Source organism: Rhizorhapis sp. (genome assembly GCF_035276005.1).
GTDB lineage: Bacteria > Pseudomonadota > Alphaproteobacteria > Sphingomonadales > Sphingomonadaceae > Rhizorhapis.
Genome location: NZ_DATEMB010000011.1, coordinates 54,861 through 70,612, shown reverse-complemented (window position 1 = coordinate 70,612; position 15,752 = coordinate 54,861). Strand labels below are relative to the sequence as shown.

At 61.3% G+C, this 15,752-nt stretch carries 12 protein-coding genes and 1 tRNA gene; 8 read left to right on the top strand and 5 right to left on the bottom strand.

Translation table 11 applies throughout. The features are described 5' to 3' along the window. Nucleotides 1-53 precede the first annotated feature (53 nt). The gene (locus tag VJS46_RS03735) at nt 54-650 is read left to right on the top strand and encodes a hypothetical protein (protein ID WP_324058002.1); all 597 of its coding nucleotides are present in this window, start codon (nt 54-56) and stop codon (nt 648-650) included. 69 nt (nt 651-719) lie between these two features. On the opposite strand, the gene VJS46_RS03730 is transcribed toward VJS46_RS03735, so the two are convergent. Both VJS46_RS03730 and VJS46_RS03725 read right to left on the bottom strand, forming a co-directional pair. Further along, complete coding sequence (locus VJS46_RS03730) at nt 720-1,088, bottom strand: hypothetical protein (protein ID WP_324058001.1); 369 nt, start codon at nt 1,086-1,088, stop codon at nt 720-722. 3 nt (nt 1,089-1,091) lie between these two features. Then, nucleotides 1,092-1,841, bottom strand: a complete 750-nt coding sequence (locus tag VJS46_RS03725; protein ID WP_324058000.1) for a queuosine precursor transporter — start codon at nt 1,839-1,841, stop codon at nt 1,092-1,094. A 67-nt stretch (nt 1,842-1,908) separates the two neighbouring features. On the opposite strand from VJS46_RS03725, the gene VJS46_RS03720 reads away from it, so the two are divergent. From VJS46_RS03720 to VJS46_RS03705, 4 genes are all read left to right on the top strand, one after another. Then, nucleotides 1,909-1,985: transfer RNA gene (locus VJS46_RS03720), tRNA-Arg, on the top strand. A gap of 532 nt (nt 1,986-2,517) precedes the next feature. After that, nucleotides 2,518-4,803, top strand: coding sequence for a TonB-dependent receptor (locus tag VJS46_RS03715; protein ID WP_324057999.1), 2,286 nt, complete (start codon nt 2,518-2,520; stop codon nt 4,801-4,803). Nucleotides 4,804-4,859: 56 nt separating this feature from the next. Further along, nucleotides 4,860-6,305, top strand: coding sequence for an amidohydrolase (locus VJS46_RS03710; RefSeq protein ID WP_414707963.1), 1,446 nt, complete (start codon nt 4,860-4,862; stop codon nt 6,303-6,305). Nucleotides 6,306-6,317: 12 nt separating this feature from the next. Continuing rightward, the gene (locus tag VJS46_RS03705; RefSeq protein WP_324057997.1) at nt 6,318-7,046 is read left to right on the top strand and encodes a VOC family protein; all 729 of its coding nucleotides are present in this window, start codon (nt 6,318-6,320) and stop codon (nt 7,044-7,046) included. Nucleotides 7,047-7,083: 37 nt separating this feature from the next. Here the strand turns inward: VJS46_RS03705 and VJS46_RS03700 are convergent, their stop codons facing one another. From VJS46_RS03700 to copC, 3 genes are all read right to left on the bottom strand, one after another. Further along, entirely contained in the window at nt 7,084-8,214 is a 1,131-nt protein-coding gene (locus VJS46_RS03700) for a M20 aminoacylase family protein (protein ID WP_324057996.1), read from the bottom strand. Nucleotides 8,215-8,311: 97 nt separating this feature from the next. Continuing rightward, nucleotides 8,312-9,241: a copper homeostasis membrane protein CopD gene (copD, locus tag VJS46_RS03695; protein ID WP_324057995.1), complete on the bottom strand. Its 930-nt coding sequence runs from the start codon at nt 9,239-9,241 to the stop codon at nt 8,312-8,314. A gap of 3 nt (nt 9,242-9,244) precedes the next feature. Next, nucleotides 9,245-9,619: a copper homeostasis periplasmic binding protein CopC gene (copC, locus tag VJS46_RS03690; protein WP_324057994.1), complete on the bottom strand. Its 375-nt coding sequence runs from the start codon at nt 9,617-9,619 to the stop codon at nt 9,245-9,247. Nucleotides 9,620-9,908: 289 nt separating this feature from the next. On the opposite strand from copC, the gene VJS46_RS03685 reads away from it, so the two are divergent. From VJS46_RS03685 to VJS46_RS03675, 3 genes are read left to right on the top strand one after another with little or no spacing between them, the layout of a single operon-like run. Continuing rightward, complete coding sequence (locus VJS46_RS03685) at nt 9,909-12,974, top strand: CHAT domain-containing protein (protein ID WP_324057993.1); 3,066 nt, start codon at nt 9,909-9,911, stop codon at nt 12,972-12,974. Beyond that, complete coding sequence (locus tag VJS46_RS03680) at nt 12,971-14,953, top strand: adenylate/guanylate cyclase domain-containing protein (protein ID WP_324057992.1); 1,983 nt, start codon at nt 12,971-12,973, stop codon at nt 14,951-14,953. The genes VJS46_RS03685 and VJS46_RS03680 overlap by 4 nt, the downstream gene beginning before the upstream one ends. Further along, nucleotides 14,940-15,710: a hypothetical protein gene (locus tag VJS46_RS03675; RefSeq protein WP_324057991.1), complete on the top strand. Its 771-nt coding sequence runs from the start codon at nt 14,940-14,942 to the stop codon at nt 15,708-15,710. Before VJS46_RS03680 ends, VJS46_RS03675 begins: the two co-directional genes overlap by 14 nt. Nucleotides 15,711-15,752 lie beyond the last annotated feature (42 nt).

Here is a 15,752-nt window from a genome sequence, read left to right as displayed (position 1 = left end):
AATGCAGCGGTTACGCGATCCGCATAAGTCTGACCCCGAAGGGAAAGAAAGTGGTGACGAATACAGCGGACAGCCCGGGCCTGGCCTGGGCCGAACAGATGCTGCGGATGCGCCGCGAGCGCGAAAAAATCTTCGGCAAACATCTCTTTGCCGACCCTTGCTGGGACATGCTGCTCGATCTCTATGTAGCGCTCAGAAAGGGCCGGGTGATTTCGGTCTCCAGCTTGTGCGTGGCCGCCGCTGTGCCGGCAAGCACGGCGCTCCGCTGGATCGACATTCTGGTTAAGCAGGACCTTGTGTTGCGGGAACCGGATCCAAAGGACAAAAGGCGGATACTCGTGCTTCTGACCCGAAAGGCAGAAACACAGCTCGACCACCTTTTCGAGAAATTGTTCCAGGGCAGCCCGGCATCGTCCGAGGATGCGCCATCCTCGGAAAATGGCTCAAGAGCAGGAAAGCATGAAGCCCAGCTTGCGTTGGGAGCCAATGCATGCGCGGCCCTGCAGGCCCTCGCCCCAACTTTATGCCTTTTGCTCGATTCTGCCCGGGCTGAACTCACAGAAGCCCTTCGGCTGACTGCTCACAGCAATGTGCAGGACAGCCTCGGCACAAAAAGCGGCACAGGTCGCCGTGGCTCTTTTCTCGCCTGAAGCCTATTCAGGGCCCCGCATCGCCTGAAATCCGCCAGACCAGCAGGAACCGCGGGATCGCGGGTGACGCTATTCCGCAGGCTGCTGTTGCGCCCGCCTTTCCATGGCAGCCAACTCCCGCCGATGCCGGAATCGGTAGTAAAGCACCAGCAAAGTCGGCAGAAACAGCGTGTTGACCAGGTCGTGCAAGGATTCCGCCGCATTATTCTCAGTGCTGCCGAATTTTTGATTGAGGTCGATGATCTCGTTGATCCCCTCTAGCAGGAACACCGCCATCCACGGCCGCCAGTCGTGCAGCGGCTTGCGGAAAATGAATGCGAAAAAGAAGAGAAGGCCGACGCCAACATGGATATGCACGGCGTCGGGGGACAGGTGGATGCTCTTTTCAAAAGCCTGCTTGATCGGCCCCCAAATGGTCGCGATTTCGGACAGGATCATGCCTCATACTTTCGTCCTGAAGGGTGTAAAATCTGTGCCTCTGTCGAACACATCGACACCCTCCCGGCGTTTCAACGCGCCCACCACTGCATAGGTGACAGGCGTCAGCGCCGCTTCCCAGCCGGTCTTCAGGATGAACTGGCTTGCCATGACCATCAGGATCTGGTCAGCTGGCCAGTCCGGCGCACCATAAAAGGCGAGCGGATAGAAGATCAGACTGTCAAAGCCCTGGCCTACAATCGTTGACCCAATGGTCCGGGTCCATAGATATTTTCCATTAGTCCATAATTTCATCCGGGCCATCACGAAACTGTTCGCAAATTCGCCTACCCAGAAGGCCGTGATGGAGGCGAACACGATCCGCGGCACCTGGCCGAAGACGGATTCATAGGCGCTCTGCCCCTCCCAGCCCGGCGCCGGGGGAAGCGCCACCACGACATAGCTCATGGCCGCCATGAACAGTGTCGCGCCAAAGCCTGCCCAGATGCAACGCCGGGCCCTTGCAAAGCCATAGACCTCCGTCAGCACGTCCCCGATGATGTAGCTGACCGGAAAGAAAAGGATCCCCGCCCCGAAGGGCCATGGTCCAATTGCCGGCAAGTCGACAATCGCCCGCTTGCCTGCCCCCAGCACATTGGAAAGCAGCAACACCGTGACGAACGCCGCCATGACAAAGTCATAATAGCGGAAATGCCGCCCCCCGATGGCAGCAGCATCAAGGGCTTGGAGCGAGGGAGAGGGATTTTCGGCCATGGCCGATCAATATCCCGGTTTCCACGCTTTGCAATCCGCGCTATGCCGCGCCTGACCATTTAACCGGGGCCCCGTAGCTCAGCTGGATAGAGCATTCGCCTTCTAAGCGAATGGTCGCAGGTTCGAATCCTGCCGGGGTCGCCATACTTTCCGATGTCCGGCCCGGAGACATAGGTAACGGATTGTACCTAAGACATGGGTGACAATCTTGTGCCGAACGGATTGTCGATAGTCTGCAATGTTTTCTGCTCCAGGTCGATATATCCCAGGTCGTATTGCATGAAGCTTATGAGCCAGACGCCATCGTCGACCTCCTTGATTTCTGAGTTTTTGACCGGCGAGCACGGTTGAGATGTTGCATGCAGATGCGGCCGCAGGCGGTGACGAGGATGTCGCGGTCACAGAAGGGGTATTCCAGCTCGGGTAGGCTCTCATAGGTCCGTGGAGAGGGGACATAGGCTTCGGCGGGGCAGCGCATGCGATCCTGCTGCAATGTCCGGCCCGGATACCCCGCCGCTTTCCTGCAAGAGCGCGCGATATGCCATGGGATGCGACGCCCCAAATCACTGATAATCGACAGCATATTTTTTACGGGTGAGCAACGATCCCAGCTTGACTGATAATTTCTATCATTTTAGTAGACAATTTCCTTTGACCACTTTCCCCGGAAATTCCGATGAAAAATCTAAAGAAGAAAACGGCACAGTATTGTTCCCTGTCCCCTCTGTTTGCCCTGATCGCGGCGACGCCAGCGACAGCCAACGACGCCAATTATGCTCCACCCCAGCAGGGCGAGCAGGTCGCACAGGATGAAGGCTATGGCGATATCACGGTGACCGCGCAGAAGCGTGAAACGCGTTTGCAGGAGACCCCGGCCAGCATCAACGCTCTGACCGGATCGACGCTCGAAAACGCCGCCATATACGGCCTCAACGACCTGGCGAAAGTCGTGCCGGGCCTTGTGATCACGGATAATGGTCCGGGACAGCGCCGCGTGTCGCTGCGCGGGATCCGTTCTCCTGGCGAGGCGCAGGTCGCAATCTATTATGACGAAGCGCCGCTTGCCGGCGCACCGGGCACGACCAGCGATTCTGGAGGCAATCAGGGCGACCTACAACTGTTCGACGTCGAACGCATTGAGGTTCTGCGCGGACCGCAGGGGACGCTCTACGGCGCCAGCTCGATGGGCGGTACCGTTCGCGTCATCTATAAAAAGCCCGACGGTCAGTTCGCTGCGGGCGCCGATCTCGTCGGTTCAACGACCCATTATGCAGGCGAAAATTACCAGGTAAACGCAATGGTCAACGTGCCGGTGGTCGACGACCGGCTGGCCCTGCGCGCCGTCTATTTCCGCCGGAAGAATGCAGGCTGGATCGACAATCCGGGCCTTGGCAACGAAAACATCAACCGGGAAGAAACCGAAGGCACGCGTCTGCTCCTGCGGGCCAAGCCCACCGATTGGCTGACCCTTGATTTTGGGTTCCATTATTATGATGCTACAGGGGCGAACCCGGTTTGGGCGCCGGCTTCAGGACGGTTCGTCTCGGCCAGCCTTGCCAAGCTCAATTTCCAGGATAAGAACCGTCTTTATACCGGGACGGCCAACGCCGATCTGGGATTTGCCGATCTGGTCATCACGGGATCCTATCAGGACCGGGACAGTTCGTTTCGCCGGGACCCCAATCATTTCCTGCTGACTGCCTTTGATAACCCGGCCTTTTGCAGGCGCCACTTCACGGCGGCGGCCTGCGACACGCCGCAGGGCATGCAAGACTTCAACGCCTATGTCGATTCGGTGACGCCGCTAGCCTATGTTTCCCCGCAAACGATGAAGAACGGCAGCGGCGAGGTGCGCCTGCAATCCAAAGGAAATGGTTTCCTAAGCTGGACAGTGGGCGCCTATTGGTCGCGGCGCAGTTCCTGGGTGGGATCCAGCGGCATTCTGGTCGATGACTCGGGTGATCTGCGCGAAGATGCTCCCCTGGATTTCAAGCGGCAGGTACGCGACCGGCTGAAACAGGTGGCGGGCTTTGGGGAAATGTCCGTCCGTCCGCTCGATGGCCTTACCGTGACCGGCGGCATCCGATATTATGATTATCGCCGGACCGTGGCCGGTGAAATCATGAAGGGCTTTGACCTCATCAATTTCGCCGTTCAGCCTTGGACGGTTCGCGGAACGAAGGAGAACGGCCTGCTCTACAAGGCCAATGTGGCCTATCAGCCCTCTCCCGGCATTCTCGTTTATGCGCAGGCAGCATCAGGTTTCCGACCGGGCGGCGCCAATCAGGTCATCGGCCTGCCCAGTTCTTTCACGCCCTATCAGTCTGATAAGCTGTGGACTTATGAGGCGGGCGCGAAGACCACACTTCTGAACGGCCGGCTCCTGTTCAACCTGACCGGCTATGTCACGGACTGGAAAAATCTTCAGGTCACCGGCAACAGCGGCACCTTCCTCTTCCTGACCAATGCCGGCGATGCGCGGGTCAAGGGCGTCGAAATCGAAGCGGTCGCGCTGCCAGTTCGGGGCGTGCAGTTGTCCGCCAATGTCAACCTGTTGTCGGCCAAGCTGACCTCCGATCAGATCAACGACCTGGTGATCGCCAGCGGACGCAAGGGCGACCGCATTCCGCAGATTGCCAAGACCGGCTTTTCCGCCGCAGCCCAATATGAATGGGATGCCGGTGGACTGAAGGCGCTGGTCCGGAGCGACATTAGCTATGTCGGCCGCTCCTATGGAGACTTCCGCCCGAACTCGCCCTCCTATCGGCGCATGGGCGACTATGCCGAGGTCGGCGCGCGCGCGGGCGTCAGCAAAGATAATTGGGGCGTCTATCTTTTTGCGACAAATCTGTTCGACGTTCGCGGCCGGACGACCGCCGGCGTCGCGGTGGGCAGCAATGTCGAGGAAGTCACGACAATCTCCCCGCGCACTATCGGCATCAATCTAAAATTCGGCATCTAAGGTACATTGCAATGATCCATCCAGGAACTTCCATTCTAGCGCTGCTGTTGGCAGGACTGACCAGTCCGGTGCTGGCGCAGGAGCCAGTTTCCCCCAGTGCGCAAGCCGCCGTTGCCAGTGAAGCGGCCCAACTGCGGGCGGCCACCGTCCTGCCGATCATCTCCGCGCTCGAACCCAAGCTCGGCAAAATGTCACGAGATGTCTGGTCGCTGGCCGAAATCGGTTTCAAGGAAACAAAGAGCAGCGCACTCCTGCAGCAGGAACTGAAGGCGGCGGGCTTCCGTGTGACACCCGGTGTCGATGGCATGCCGACGGCCTTCATCGCCGAGGCGGGGTCGGGCGGGCCGGTCATTGCCCTCCTGGCCGAATATGACGCCTTGCCCGGGATCGCGCAGGCGGCGGTTCCCTATGAAAGTCCGGTCGAGGGGAAAAATGTGGGCCATGCCTGCGGGCATAATCTGCTCGGTGCGGCGTCGGTGACGGCGGCGATCGCTGTCAAGCAGTGGCTGCAGAAAAACGGCGTGTCCGGCACCATCCGCCTGTACGGGACCCCGGCCGAAGAGGGCGGCTTTTCTAAGGTTTACCTGGCCCGCGACGGGTTTTTCAAGGATGTCGACCTGACGCTGACCTGGCATCCTGCCGATCGCAACAACGCGACCCCTAGCCGGTTCCTGGCGATGATCTCCGGGAAATTCCGGTTCCAGGGCGTCGCGTCCCACGCCGCCGCCGCGCCCGAACGCGGCCGTTCCGCGCTCGACGGCGTGGAGGTGATGGACGTTGCGACCAACTTCATGCGCGAACACATCCCGCAGGAAGCGCGTATTCATTATGTCATTACCAAGGGCGGCGGCCAGCCCAACATCGTACCAGCCAACGCCGAGAGCTTCTATTATGTCCGTCATTACGACACTGCCGTGGTGAAGGACATTTGGGAACGGGTCGTCAAGGCGGCGGAGGGCGCGGCGCTCGCCACCGGTACGAAGGTGGATGTAGAGATCGTTTCGGGGACCTACGGCACGCTGCCCAACTACAAGTTGAACGGGATAGTCCAGCGGAACCTGGAGCGAGTGGGCGGCTATGCGTACTCGCCGGAGGAAGCGGCTTTCGCCCGGCAAATACTGGGGACCTATCCCAATCTTGGGATCAAGGAAAGCAACCCCTCTCAAATCGATCCGATGGGCCCCGAACGCAAGGATTCCGGGTCATCGGATGTCGGCGATGTCAGCTGGGTGACGCCCACCGCCACGTTGTTCACCGCCAGCTTTGTGCGCGGAACCATGCCTCATAGCTGGCAGGCTGCGGCGGCAAGCGGCACTCCCATCGGTGAAAAGGGCGCGCTGGTGGCGGCGAAGACGATGGCGCTGACCGCCGCCGAACTGTTCCTGAGCCCCGCTGAGATCACCGCCGCCAAGGCCGAATTCCACGAACGGCGTGGCCCCGATTTCAAATATGTCTCGCTGATCGGCGATCGGAAGCCAGCGCTCGACTATACGGACCATTAAGAAAGGAAGATCATGACGCATTTTTCGCGGCGCGATATGTCGCGCATCGTTGGGCTGGGCCTGGGGGCGGGATTGCTGGGCGGCTCCTCGCTTGCCAAGGCTGCGGCTGCAGCGCCGGTCCTGCCGCTCGACCATATCGTATGGGCAGTGCCTGACCTGGACGAAGGGATCAGGGTCATTGCCGACCTCACCGGCATCGAACCTGTCTCCGGCGGCAAGGCGCCAGGCCGCGCGCAAAGTCACAATGCGCTCATCAGCCTGGGCGGCGGATCCTATTTCGAGATATTGTCGCCCTCACGCGCCGGCATCGGCGGCCCATGGGAAAAGCTGATAGCAGACGGCAAGCCCCACATCGTCAGCCATGCTCTGCGAAGCCGGGATCGCTTCGCCCTGCTGCGCGGCGCCATCGCCGCGCAAGGCTATGGCTTCAGCGGGCCGCACGCCATGGGCCGGGTCCGTCCCGATGGCGGTGCAGTAAACTGGGAATTGCTGACCGTCTCCGGCACGCCGCTCGACGATGACCTGCCTTTCTTCATCGACTGGCTGGATTCATCGCCCCACCCGTCGGAAAGCTCGCCCAAGGGGGCCAGCATCGACTCCTTCGTCGTCACGCATCCGCGGCCGGCGGAACTGGGCGCTATATTCAGGAAACTGGGAGTACAGACGCCAGTGCTCGGCAGTGACAGGCACAGCATCAATCTGGTCCTCAATGGCCCGCGCGGGAAGATTTGGCTGAGCTGAACGGTCAGCTTTATCTGGTGTGCCGTCGACTTTTCAGTCAAGCCGAAAGCAGTTGTTCCGCCAGCGCCACATGCCAGTTCATCCCTGTGGCAAGCACGTCATCGTTGAAGTCATAGCGCGGATGGTGCAGCGGCGCGCCCTTGCCCTCCTGTCCCTGGCCCAACCAGGAATAGGCGCCCTTCCGCGCGTGAAGCATGAACGCGAAATCTTCCGACGTGAGCGCAGGCGCGGGCGCGACATGGGCGTGGCCGCAGACGCGGGCTGCCGCCGCGAGCGCCTTTTCCGCGGCATCCGGATCGTTGATAGTGGCGGGATAGGAGCGGTCATAGGTCACTTTGGCCTTCGTGCCGCTGGCGAGCGCAACGCCTTCGGCCACCTGCCGCAAAGCCGCCTCTATGCCGTCCTGCACCACGGGGTCGAAGCTGCGCACCGTGCCGCTGACCGACACGCAGGGCGGCAGAACATTATGAGCATGGCCGCCATGGATCTGCGTGATTGACAGCACCGCGAGGTCGGTGGGCGCAATGCGGCGGGAAACGATCGTGTTGAGCTGACCCACCAGATCGCTTGCCGCAAGTATGGCGTCGGGCGTGTGATGCGGTATTGCGGCATGCCCGCCCTTGCCTTCCAACACGATCTCAAACCTGTCGGCCGCCGCCATGATGGGGCCAGGCCGCGTGGCCGCCGTGCCCGCGGGAAGGTCGGGCCAGTTGTGAAGCGCATAGACCTCGTCAGCCGGAAAGCGGTCGAACAGCCCCGCTTCGATCATTGCCCGGGCACCGCCCTGCCCCTCTTCGGCGGGTTGAAAGATGAAATAGACGGTGCCGTCAAATCGCTTCGTCCGGGCCAGATGCTGCGCGGCTCCCAGCAGCATCGCTACATGCCCGTCATGCCCGCAGCCATGGAAGATTCCGGGCGTACAGCTCGCATAGGACAGGCCCGTCTCCTCCTGGATCGGCAGCGCGTCCATGTCGGCCCGCAGGCCAATGGACCGGTCCGAACTCCCCGCCTTCAGCACAGCGACAAGGCCCGTTCCGCCTATGCCGGTGAAAACGTCCATTCCCTCGATATCCCGCAGCGCTGCCGCAATCCGGGCGGCGGTGCGGTGTTCTTCAAATCCAAGCTCCGGATGGGCATGCAGATCGTGGCGGAAGGCCACCAAGGGCATAATCAGGTCGTCAAATACGGGTTCAGTGATGGACATGCGGAAAGCTTAGCTTTTCTGCTGGCCGCCGAACAGTCCCTTGGGCTACCGTCCCCGATTTTTAGGGTCCCGCTGCTGGGGGCGAAAGCATGCCAAGCCAGGCCACAAGAGCGAGGATCAGCACCGCAAGACTAGTCTCCGCCAGCAAACTGCACCGCAATGCTGCGACGGCAGCCGAAATGTCTCTTCGGCGAATGGCGAGTTCCGCCCCAGGCGTCAGGCGGAAGCGGTTCAAGGCCGCAAGCCCAAGCATGGCTAAAAACAGGACAAGCTTGGCGGCAAGCAGTTGGCCGTAAAGGGCAGAGACCATCTGGCCGATATTGGAGATTCCGATCAGAAACCAACTGTTCACCAGCCCGGTTATTACCAATATGGCAACCGCCCAGCTCCCCAGCGGCGAAAAATCCTCCAACGCGCGGCGGGTGAGCTCCGCATGGGCAAGATCCGTGCCGCGCCTGAAGGCCAGCATGCCGAGAGCCGCCAATGCGCCTAGCCAAATGCCGGAGGCGAACAGATGGGCGATGTCCGCGATCAGATGGAGCCAAGCGCCCGCCCCCTCACCCGCAGCGCCATGCCCCGTCCAGGCTAATGTGCCAAGCGCGGTGGCCCCGGCTGCGCTAGTGCCCGTCAGCGCTGAAAATGGCCGCCGCCAGACCAGCAAGGGTAAAAGGAAGGCGATCGCCAGCGCCACAACCCGCGCTGTCCAGGCAGCCCCCGCGCTGGTTCCAGAGAGAAGCATCGTCACCGATTCGGCATCAACCTCTGTAAGCGGAAGGCCCGCCATTGAGGCAGTGAGCAAAAACAGCGCAACGGCCGACAGAAAAATCCCCAGCACCGCCAAGAGGACAAGGCCAAAGCGCAGCTTCAATATCGAACGGTCGGAGCGTTCCGGCCCATGAAGGCCGTAAAGGCCAAACATGGACAATCCGAACAGCAGCATCAGGTCCAGATAGAGCAGAAATCTGATGCCGACGCTGGCCGGATCCTCCATGCGTCAACGCACCTTGAAGGTGTGCGTGCCCGTGATCCGATGCGTATCGTCCGCCACGACACGCCAATTTACGCGATAGTCACCGCGGGGAAGAGGCTTTGCCAGAACGATCAGGAGAGTCTTGCCGTCCTTCGAAACGCTGCTCTTGGCACCCATCTTCATCCGGCCGTGATTGGGCGTTCCCGGCATTCCGGTCATCACCACGTCAGCGCCGGAGAAGGCCGGAACCAGCTTTTCATTGAATTGCAGCTCTATGCTCCCGGTGGATTTCACCGTCGCATTTGCCGCGGGCGTGGCGTTGACCAATTTGGGATGAGCAAAGGCCGGAGCGGAAACCAGCATTCCTGCAGTCGCGGCGAAACTCAGGATCTTCTTCATTGGGGCACCTTTGCGAAAAAACAGGCCGGGATGCGCCCGTTTAGTGACATGGAACGGATGAACCTGCTCTTTACCCTTCAACGCGGGGCGTTTCAAAACAGCAAATCGCCGGCCCCCCTTCCGCTGTCTTTCTTTTGCAAGTTCAGTATCTAAGGTCTTGCCCGCAAAGCGTCGAAATTGTAGCACCACATGGGTCGCTGGATAAAAGAAATATGAGGACGCCGTAAGGGCGGACGTCCGCAGCGATGGGGGGACATTTGTGCGATTGCGCCTGATTTTTCCAGTCTTGATGGCTGCCACCGCCTTTAGCAGCGGAACGCTGCCAGCGCAGGAATTAAGGCCCAGCCTGGCGGACAGCTTCCGCCTGGGCAGCGGCGGAGGCGCGCTGTGTCAGGCCCAAAGCCGCGCTACCGATCCGGCAGTCCAAGGCATGTTCGACCGGGCCTGGACGCTGGTCTGCCGCGACGCGGCCCAGCCAGTCGGCCAGCTTTACGCCCTGCGCGATGGTGGGGGCGGGCTGGAGGCGAGATTGGCCGCCGCCCGCCGCCAGGATCTAAGCTGCGGCGCCCCGGCAAATGTACAGGTCGCGGATGTTGGCGCGGTCACGTCTCGCCAATGTCAGTTGACAGCCGCAAGGCTTGGCTATGTGATCCACCAATATCATGCAGGCAAGGTGACCTATGTCGCCCAGGGCCTTGCCAGCTATGACAGCGCCTTGCAACTGGCGCTCCGCACCATCGTGGCGGACAAACCTGTCGATGGACAGATCGCCATCGCCATCAGTGGAACCGACGATCCGGCGGCTTTTGCACGCCTTCAGGCGGGAACATTGGACCCGGAGACATCGTTGGCGGAAGGCTATCGCCGCAACAATAGCGGCAATTATGCCGAAGCCGCCGAATTTTTCGACAGCTTGCAGGAGCAATTTGACGAGAGTGACGCAGCGAAACTCTCACCCGCCGAGCGGGAAGCGCGTCAGCATGAATATCTTGTCAACCGGGCACTTCAGCTTTCCAATCTGAGCGAATTCGGCCAGGCCGATGCGCTCTTTGCCCAGGCGGGGAAAATCGCCACGCGGGACCGGGTCCAGCTTCGCCTGCGCCGCAATTTCCAAGCGATGCACAAGCTTAACCAGCGCGAATATGGCGAAGCCGCAGCTATTCTGGACCGGTCGGTTCTGCCCACAGGCGTTAATAGGCTAGCCTCGAGCGATACAATCGAACTCAGTCCGCAACTGGCAGCAGAGATCAACAGCAGTGCCACCGGTGCGACGGCGCTGGGCGTCTCCCAGGATACACGCCTTACCCCGAATGAACGGGCGGCAATCATCGACGCTCAGGCAAGCCAGCTCAGGGGTACATTGCTGCGCCTGAAGGGCCAGCCGCGCGAGGCGCGGGCGATGCTGGAGAAGGCTCTTTCGGATGCCATGGTCATTCGCAGCGGACGGGTGACTTCGATCACGCGTCTTCGCGCCCAGTTGCTGGCGGAAATGGCACTGACCCATGAGGCGGAGGGCAATGCCGGAGCGGCCGAAAACATGCTCCGGGAAGCATTGAAGCTGCTGTCGACGCAATATCCTGAAACCGCAGCGATGAACGGGGCGCGGGCGCGTCTGGCCGCTTTCCTCGTTCGGCGGCAGCGCAAGGACGAGGCGTTGGCCCTTTATCGCGAGATCGTAGGCAGCACCGCCGCCAATCGCGCCAGCGTCACTGGCCTTGCCAACCAGCTCCAACCCTATTTCGAACTGCTCGCCGCTGACATTCCAGCTCATCCCGAGAGCAGCGGCAGCCTGTTCCTCGCAAGCCAGCTTCTTGTTCGTCCGGGGGCCGCCGACACGATGGAAGTTCTGTCGCGCGAACTGCAGGCAGGCGACGGGGAGGCCGCACGCCTCTTCCGGCAATCGGTTTCCCTTTCGCGCGACATTGAGCGCCGGCGCATCGAGTTGGCCCAGCTCATCCAGACCGGGCAACAGGATGCGAGCGCAGCGCCGCTCATCGAGGCTGCGCGAAACGAGATCGAGGATCTCGGCAGGCAGCAGGTGGAGACGCAGGCGGCCCTTGCGGCCTATCCGCAGTATCGCGCCGTATCGCGCGAGGCGGTTACATTGGACGAACTCCGCTCCGCGCTGAAGCCGGGCGAAGCCTATCTGAAGATGGTGCGGGCGGGCAATGCGCTGTTCGCGGTCTATGCCGATGGCGCAGGCGCGACCGGCTATCGCCTTCCCATTTCCAGCACGGAACTGGAGCGCAAGGTCAATGCGCTGCGGGAGACAATCTCCACCGTCGTTGGCGGCGTGCAGACGACCTATCCTTTTGACGTGGAGCTGGCCCGCTCTATCTATCTTGACCTGTTCGGGCCAGTCGGCGAGCGGCTTGAAGCCGTGACGCACCTGATCTTCGAGCCTGACGGAGCGATGCTGCGCCTGCCGGCGAACCTGCTTGTGACCGAGCAGGCGGGCGTGGATGCCTATCTGCAGCGTCTCGAGGACCCTAATGCGGATGAGTTCGATTTTCGCGGCATAAAATGGCTTGGCCGTGGCCGGGCGATCAGCACCGCGCTTTCGGTGCGCGGTTTTCGCGACGCACGCCTTGCCAGTTCTTCGCGGGGCACGCGGAGCTATTTGGGGCTGGGACAGAATGCGCCGGTCGCAAAGGTCACGACTGCCGCCCTTACCCGGTCCGCGGCCGGTGCGCCGGATGAGCAATGCCAATGGCCGCTGGATGAATGGAACCGGCCCATTGCCGCAACAGAACTTCGCCAAGCCGCCAGCATATTGGGACCCTCCGGCACCGAAATAGTGACTGGCACTGCCTTCACCGACAGCGCGATCATGGCGCGGAGCGACCTTCGCGACTATCGCGTATTGCATTTCGCCACCCATGGCCTTGTCACGCCGCCACGCAGCGGATGCCCGGCACGGCCAGCACTGCTCACTTCCTTCGGCACAGGCAATTCCGATGGCTTGCTGAACTTTGCCGAAATCTTCGACCTGAAGCTGGATGCCGATCTCGTCATCCTCTCCGCCTGCGACACTGCGGGCCAGGCCAGCAAGGAAGCAACGCGTGCGGCGGGCCTTGGCACCGGCGGCGGAACCGCGCTTGATGGTCTGGTGCGCGCTTTCATCGGCGCAGGCGGCCGGGCAATCATCGCAAGCCACTGGCCAGCGCCGGACGATTATAATGCCACGGAACGGCTGATCGGCGGCCTCTTCGGCCAGGGGACGGCGGACAGCATCGGGACAGCACTGCAAAAGGCGCAGGTGCCGCTGATGGACAGTGCGGAAACCTCGCATCCCTTTTACTGGTCAGGGTTTGCGATTGTAGGCGACGGCGCGCGTCCCCTGCTTTCGCGGTGAAATCCTTCCTCGCTCAGCCAGACAAGCTGCTGCGCAATATCGGCACTGTCCGGCTTGCGGGAACCTTGCTGTTCGTTCTGCTGGGCGTGCTGGTGGCGCGCTATAGCTGGTATCTGCCGCTTGTCGGCCAGGCGGAGCGCGCCTTCTACGACCTGCGCATGACGGCAACGGCTCCGCATGTCGAGCAGGACGACCGGATCGTGATGATCGTCTATACCGACGACACCCTCATCGAAACGAAGAAACGATCACCGCTCGACCGGGCGACCTTGGCGCGGGCGCTCGCGAATATCGATGCCATGGGTGCGAAAGCCATTGGTATCGATATTCTCATCGATCAGCCGCAGGATGAGGACCAGCAACTGCTATCCGCTTTCGCAGCGATGAAGACGCCGACCTTCCTCGCCTATGCCGATATCGCCACCAATGCGGGCAATATCGAATATCGCCAGCAGCAGTTCCTCGACGGGTTCATGCGCCGCCTCAAGGGCACCGGCGTCAAGGCTGCGAGCATCAGGCTGGAGGTAGACGGGGACGGCGTCGCGAGGAGCTGGCCAGTGCAGCCTGCTCACCTGCCGCCGTTGCTGGCGCTCGCCATGGCGGAAAATGGTGGAGGGTTTCAGGACTATACGGGTTCCATCCGTTACCGCCTGCCACTATCGCAGGACCGCCCCGTTATCGCCTCCTTCCCGATCGATCTGTTCGCCAATCCGGATACGGCCGCCGCCTTCGCCGATCAGGTACGGGGCCGCCATGTGCTCATCGGGGGCGATATTGTCGATCTCGACCAGTTCGAAACCCCAATGACAGCCATCACCGGCGAACGGATGATCGGCCTGGAGGTCCATGCCAATATCCTTGCCCAATATCTTGACGGCTACCGCCCCAATCAGACCTCGCCCTGGGCGCTATGGACCGCCGCCATTCTGGTGGCCGTGGCGGGCATCTTGACCAGCCTCATCGAAGGAAAGAACTGGAAAATTGCCCCGCTGATACTCGTCCAGCTCGCCTTTTTCATTGCCCTTCCCTTCTATCTCCAGGCCCATGGCACCGACACGCAGTTCCTGCCGGGCAGCGGCTGGGCGCTGGGCTGGTTTATCGCCTATGTCTCGGCCGGTTCGGCGGCGCGGGCGGTGGGGTCGGAACAGCGGAAATTCGCTCAGGCAGCGCTTGGCAAATATCTGCCCCGCGACATAGCGCAGGAAATATTGGAAGATCCCGACCGCCTCGCCCTGCATGGGGAAAAGCGCAATATCTTCGTAGTGTTCACCGATCTTGAAGGCTTCACCAAATTATCCCACGCCATTCCGCCTGAAATGGTGGCAAGCCTCCTCAATCGTTACCTCGACATGCTGAGCGATGTCGTGCTGGAATATGGCGGCACAATCGACAAATTTGTTGGCGATGCCGTCGTGGCTTTCTGGGGGGCACCGATCTCCCGCTCCGATGACGGGGAGCGCGCGGCAAGGGCCGCCTATGCCATGTGGCAGGCGGGCGAAGCCTTCCGCCAGGACATTCCCGAGGGCGTTCCCCCGATTGGCCGCACCCGGGTCGGCCTGCACTATGGCGAAGCGATTGTCGGCAATTTCGGCGGAGAGGGCCGCATCCAGTACACCGCGCTGGGCGACAGCATGAACACCGCCGCCCGGCTGGAGGCCGCCAACAAGCAGCTCGGCTCCTGCGTCATCGCAAGCCGGGAGGCGGCGGAACGTTCAGGGCTCGATTGGTGGCGGCCGATGGGGCGGGTCGTGCTTCGCGGCCGAGCGACGCCCGTCGACATTTTTGAACCCAGACCCGATCTCGACACAAGTGACCTGCATCACATACGGGACATGGTGAATCAGTTATCAACCAATAGGGGTAGCGCCGTTGCAGCCCTTTCGGCCTATGCCGGCAGGCATAGCAATGACGCTGCCCTCGCCAATCTGCTATACCGCCTGGAAAATGGCGGGGCTGGAGGGGAATATGTTCTTGACTAGGAAGTTCCGCATCAACGCCTTCAAATCCGCGGCAATGGCGATGGCCGTGCTAACTGTCCCCGCTGCGCTTGCCGAAACCATCGTCGTAAGGTCGGGCGGCCCCTCGGCGGGCAGCTATCCTCCGGGCAGGAAGATAGCGGACAACAGCGTCCTGACCTTGCAGGCAGGCGACGTGCTGACCATCCTTGACGGACGCGGCACGCGTACATTGAAAGGGCCGGGGCGCTTCAATACAAGCGCCGCCTCTTCCGGTGTCAGCGACACGCGCAACAGCCTTTCCGGGCTTCTTGGAACGCAGCGAGTCCGGCGGGCCCGAACGGGGGCCGTACGTGGTGGAGCGGACGAAGGCCGGATGCCGCGCAGCCCCAATCTTTGGTATGTCGACATCAGCCAAAGCTCCAACGTCTGCATAGCGGACACCAATAATGTGCAGCTTTGGCGGCCTGATCTTACCCAGGCGCTGACGGTCACCGCCCGCGACGAGAAGAGCGGCAAGAGCGCGGCCATTCCCTTTGAAAAGGGACAGTTTCGCGCGACCTGGCCAGCGGCGTTGCCGGTGACGGAGGGAAGCAGCTACACTTTAAGCTGGCCGGGGCTTCAAAGACCGGTGAAGATCGCCTTTTCGATCATGAACGCCACTGACGAGGGCCTGGAGAGCATGGCCTCCATGCTGATCAGCCGCAAATGCGATGCGCAGCTCAACCTTCTGGTGGACACGGTCGCGTTGCCCGATCCGCAGCCCGCGCCAGAGGGGTAGGTGCATCAAGACTTTGCGCATGAAAAAGCAATGGAATTCAGC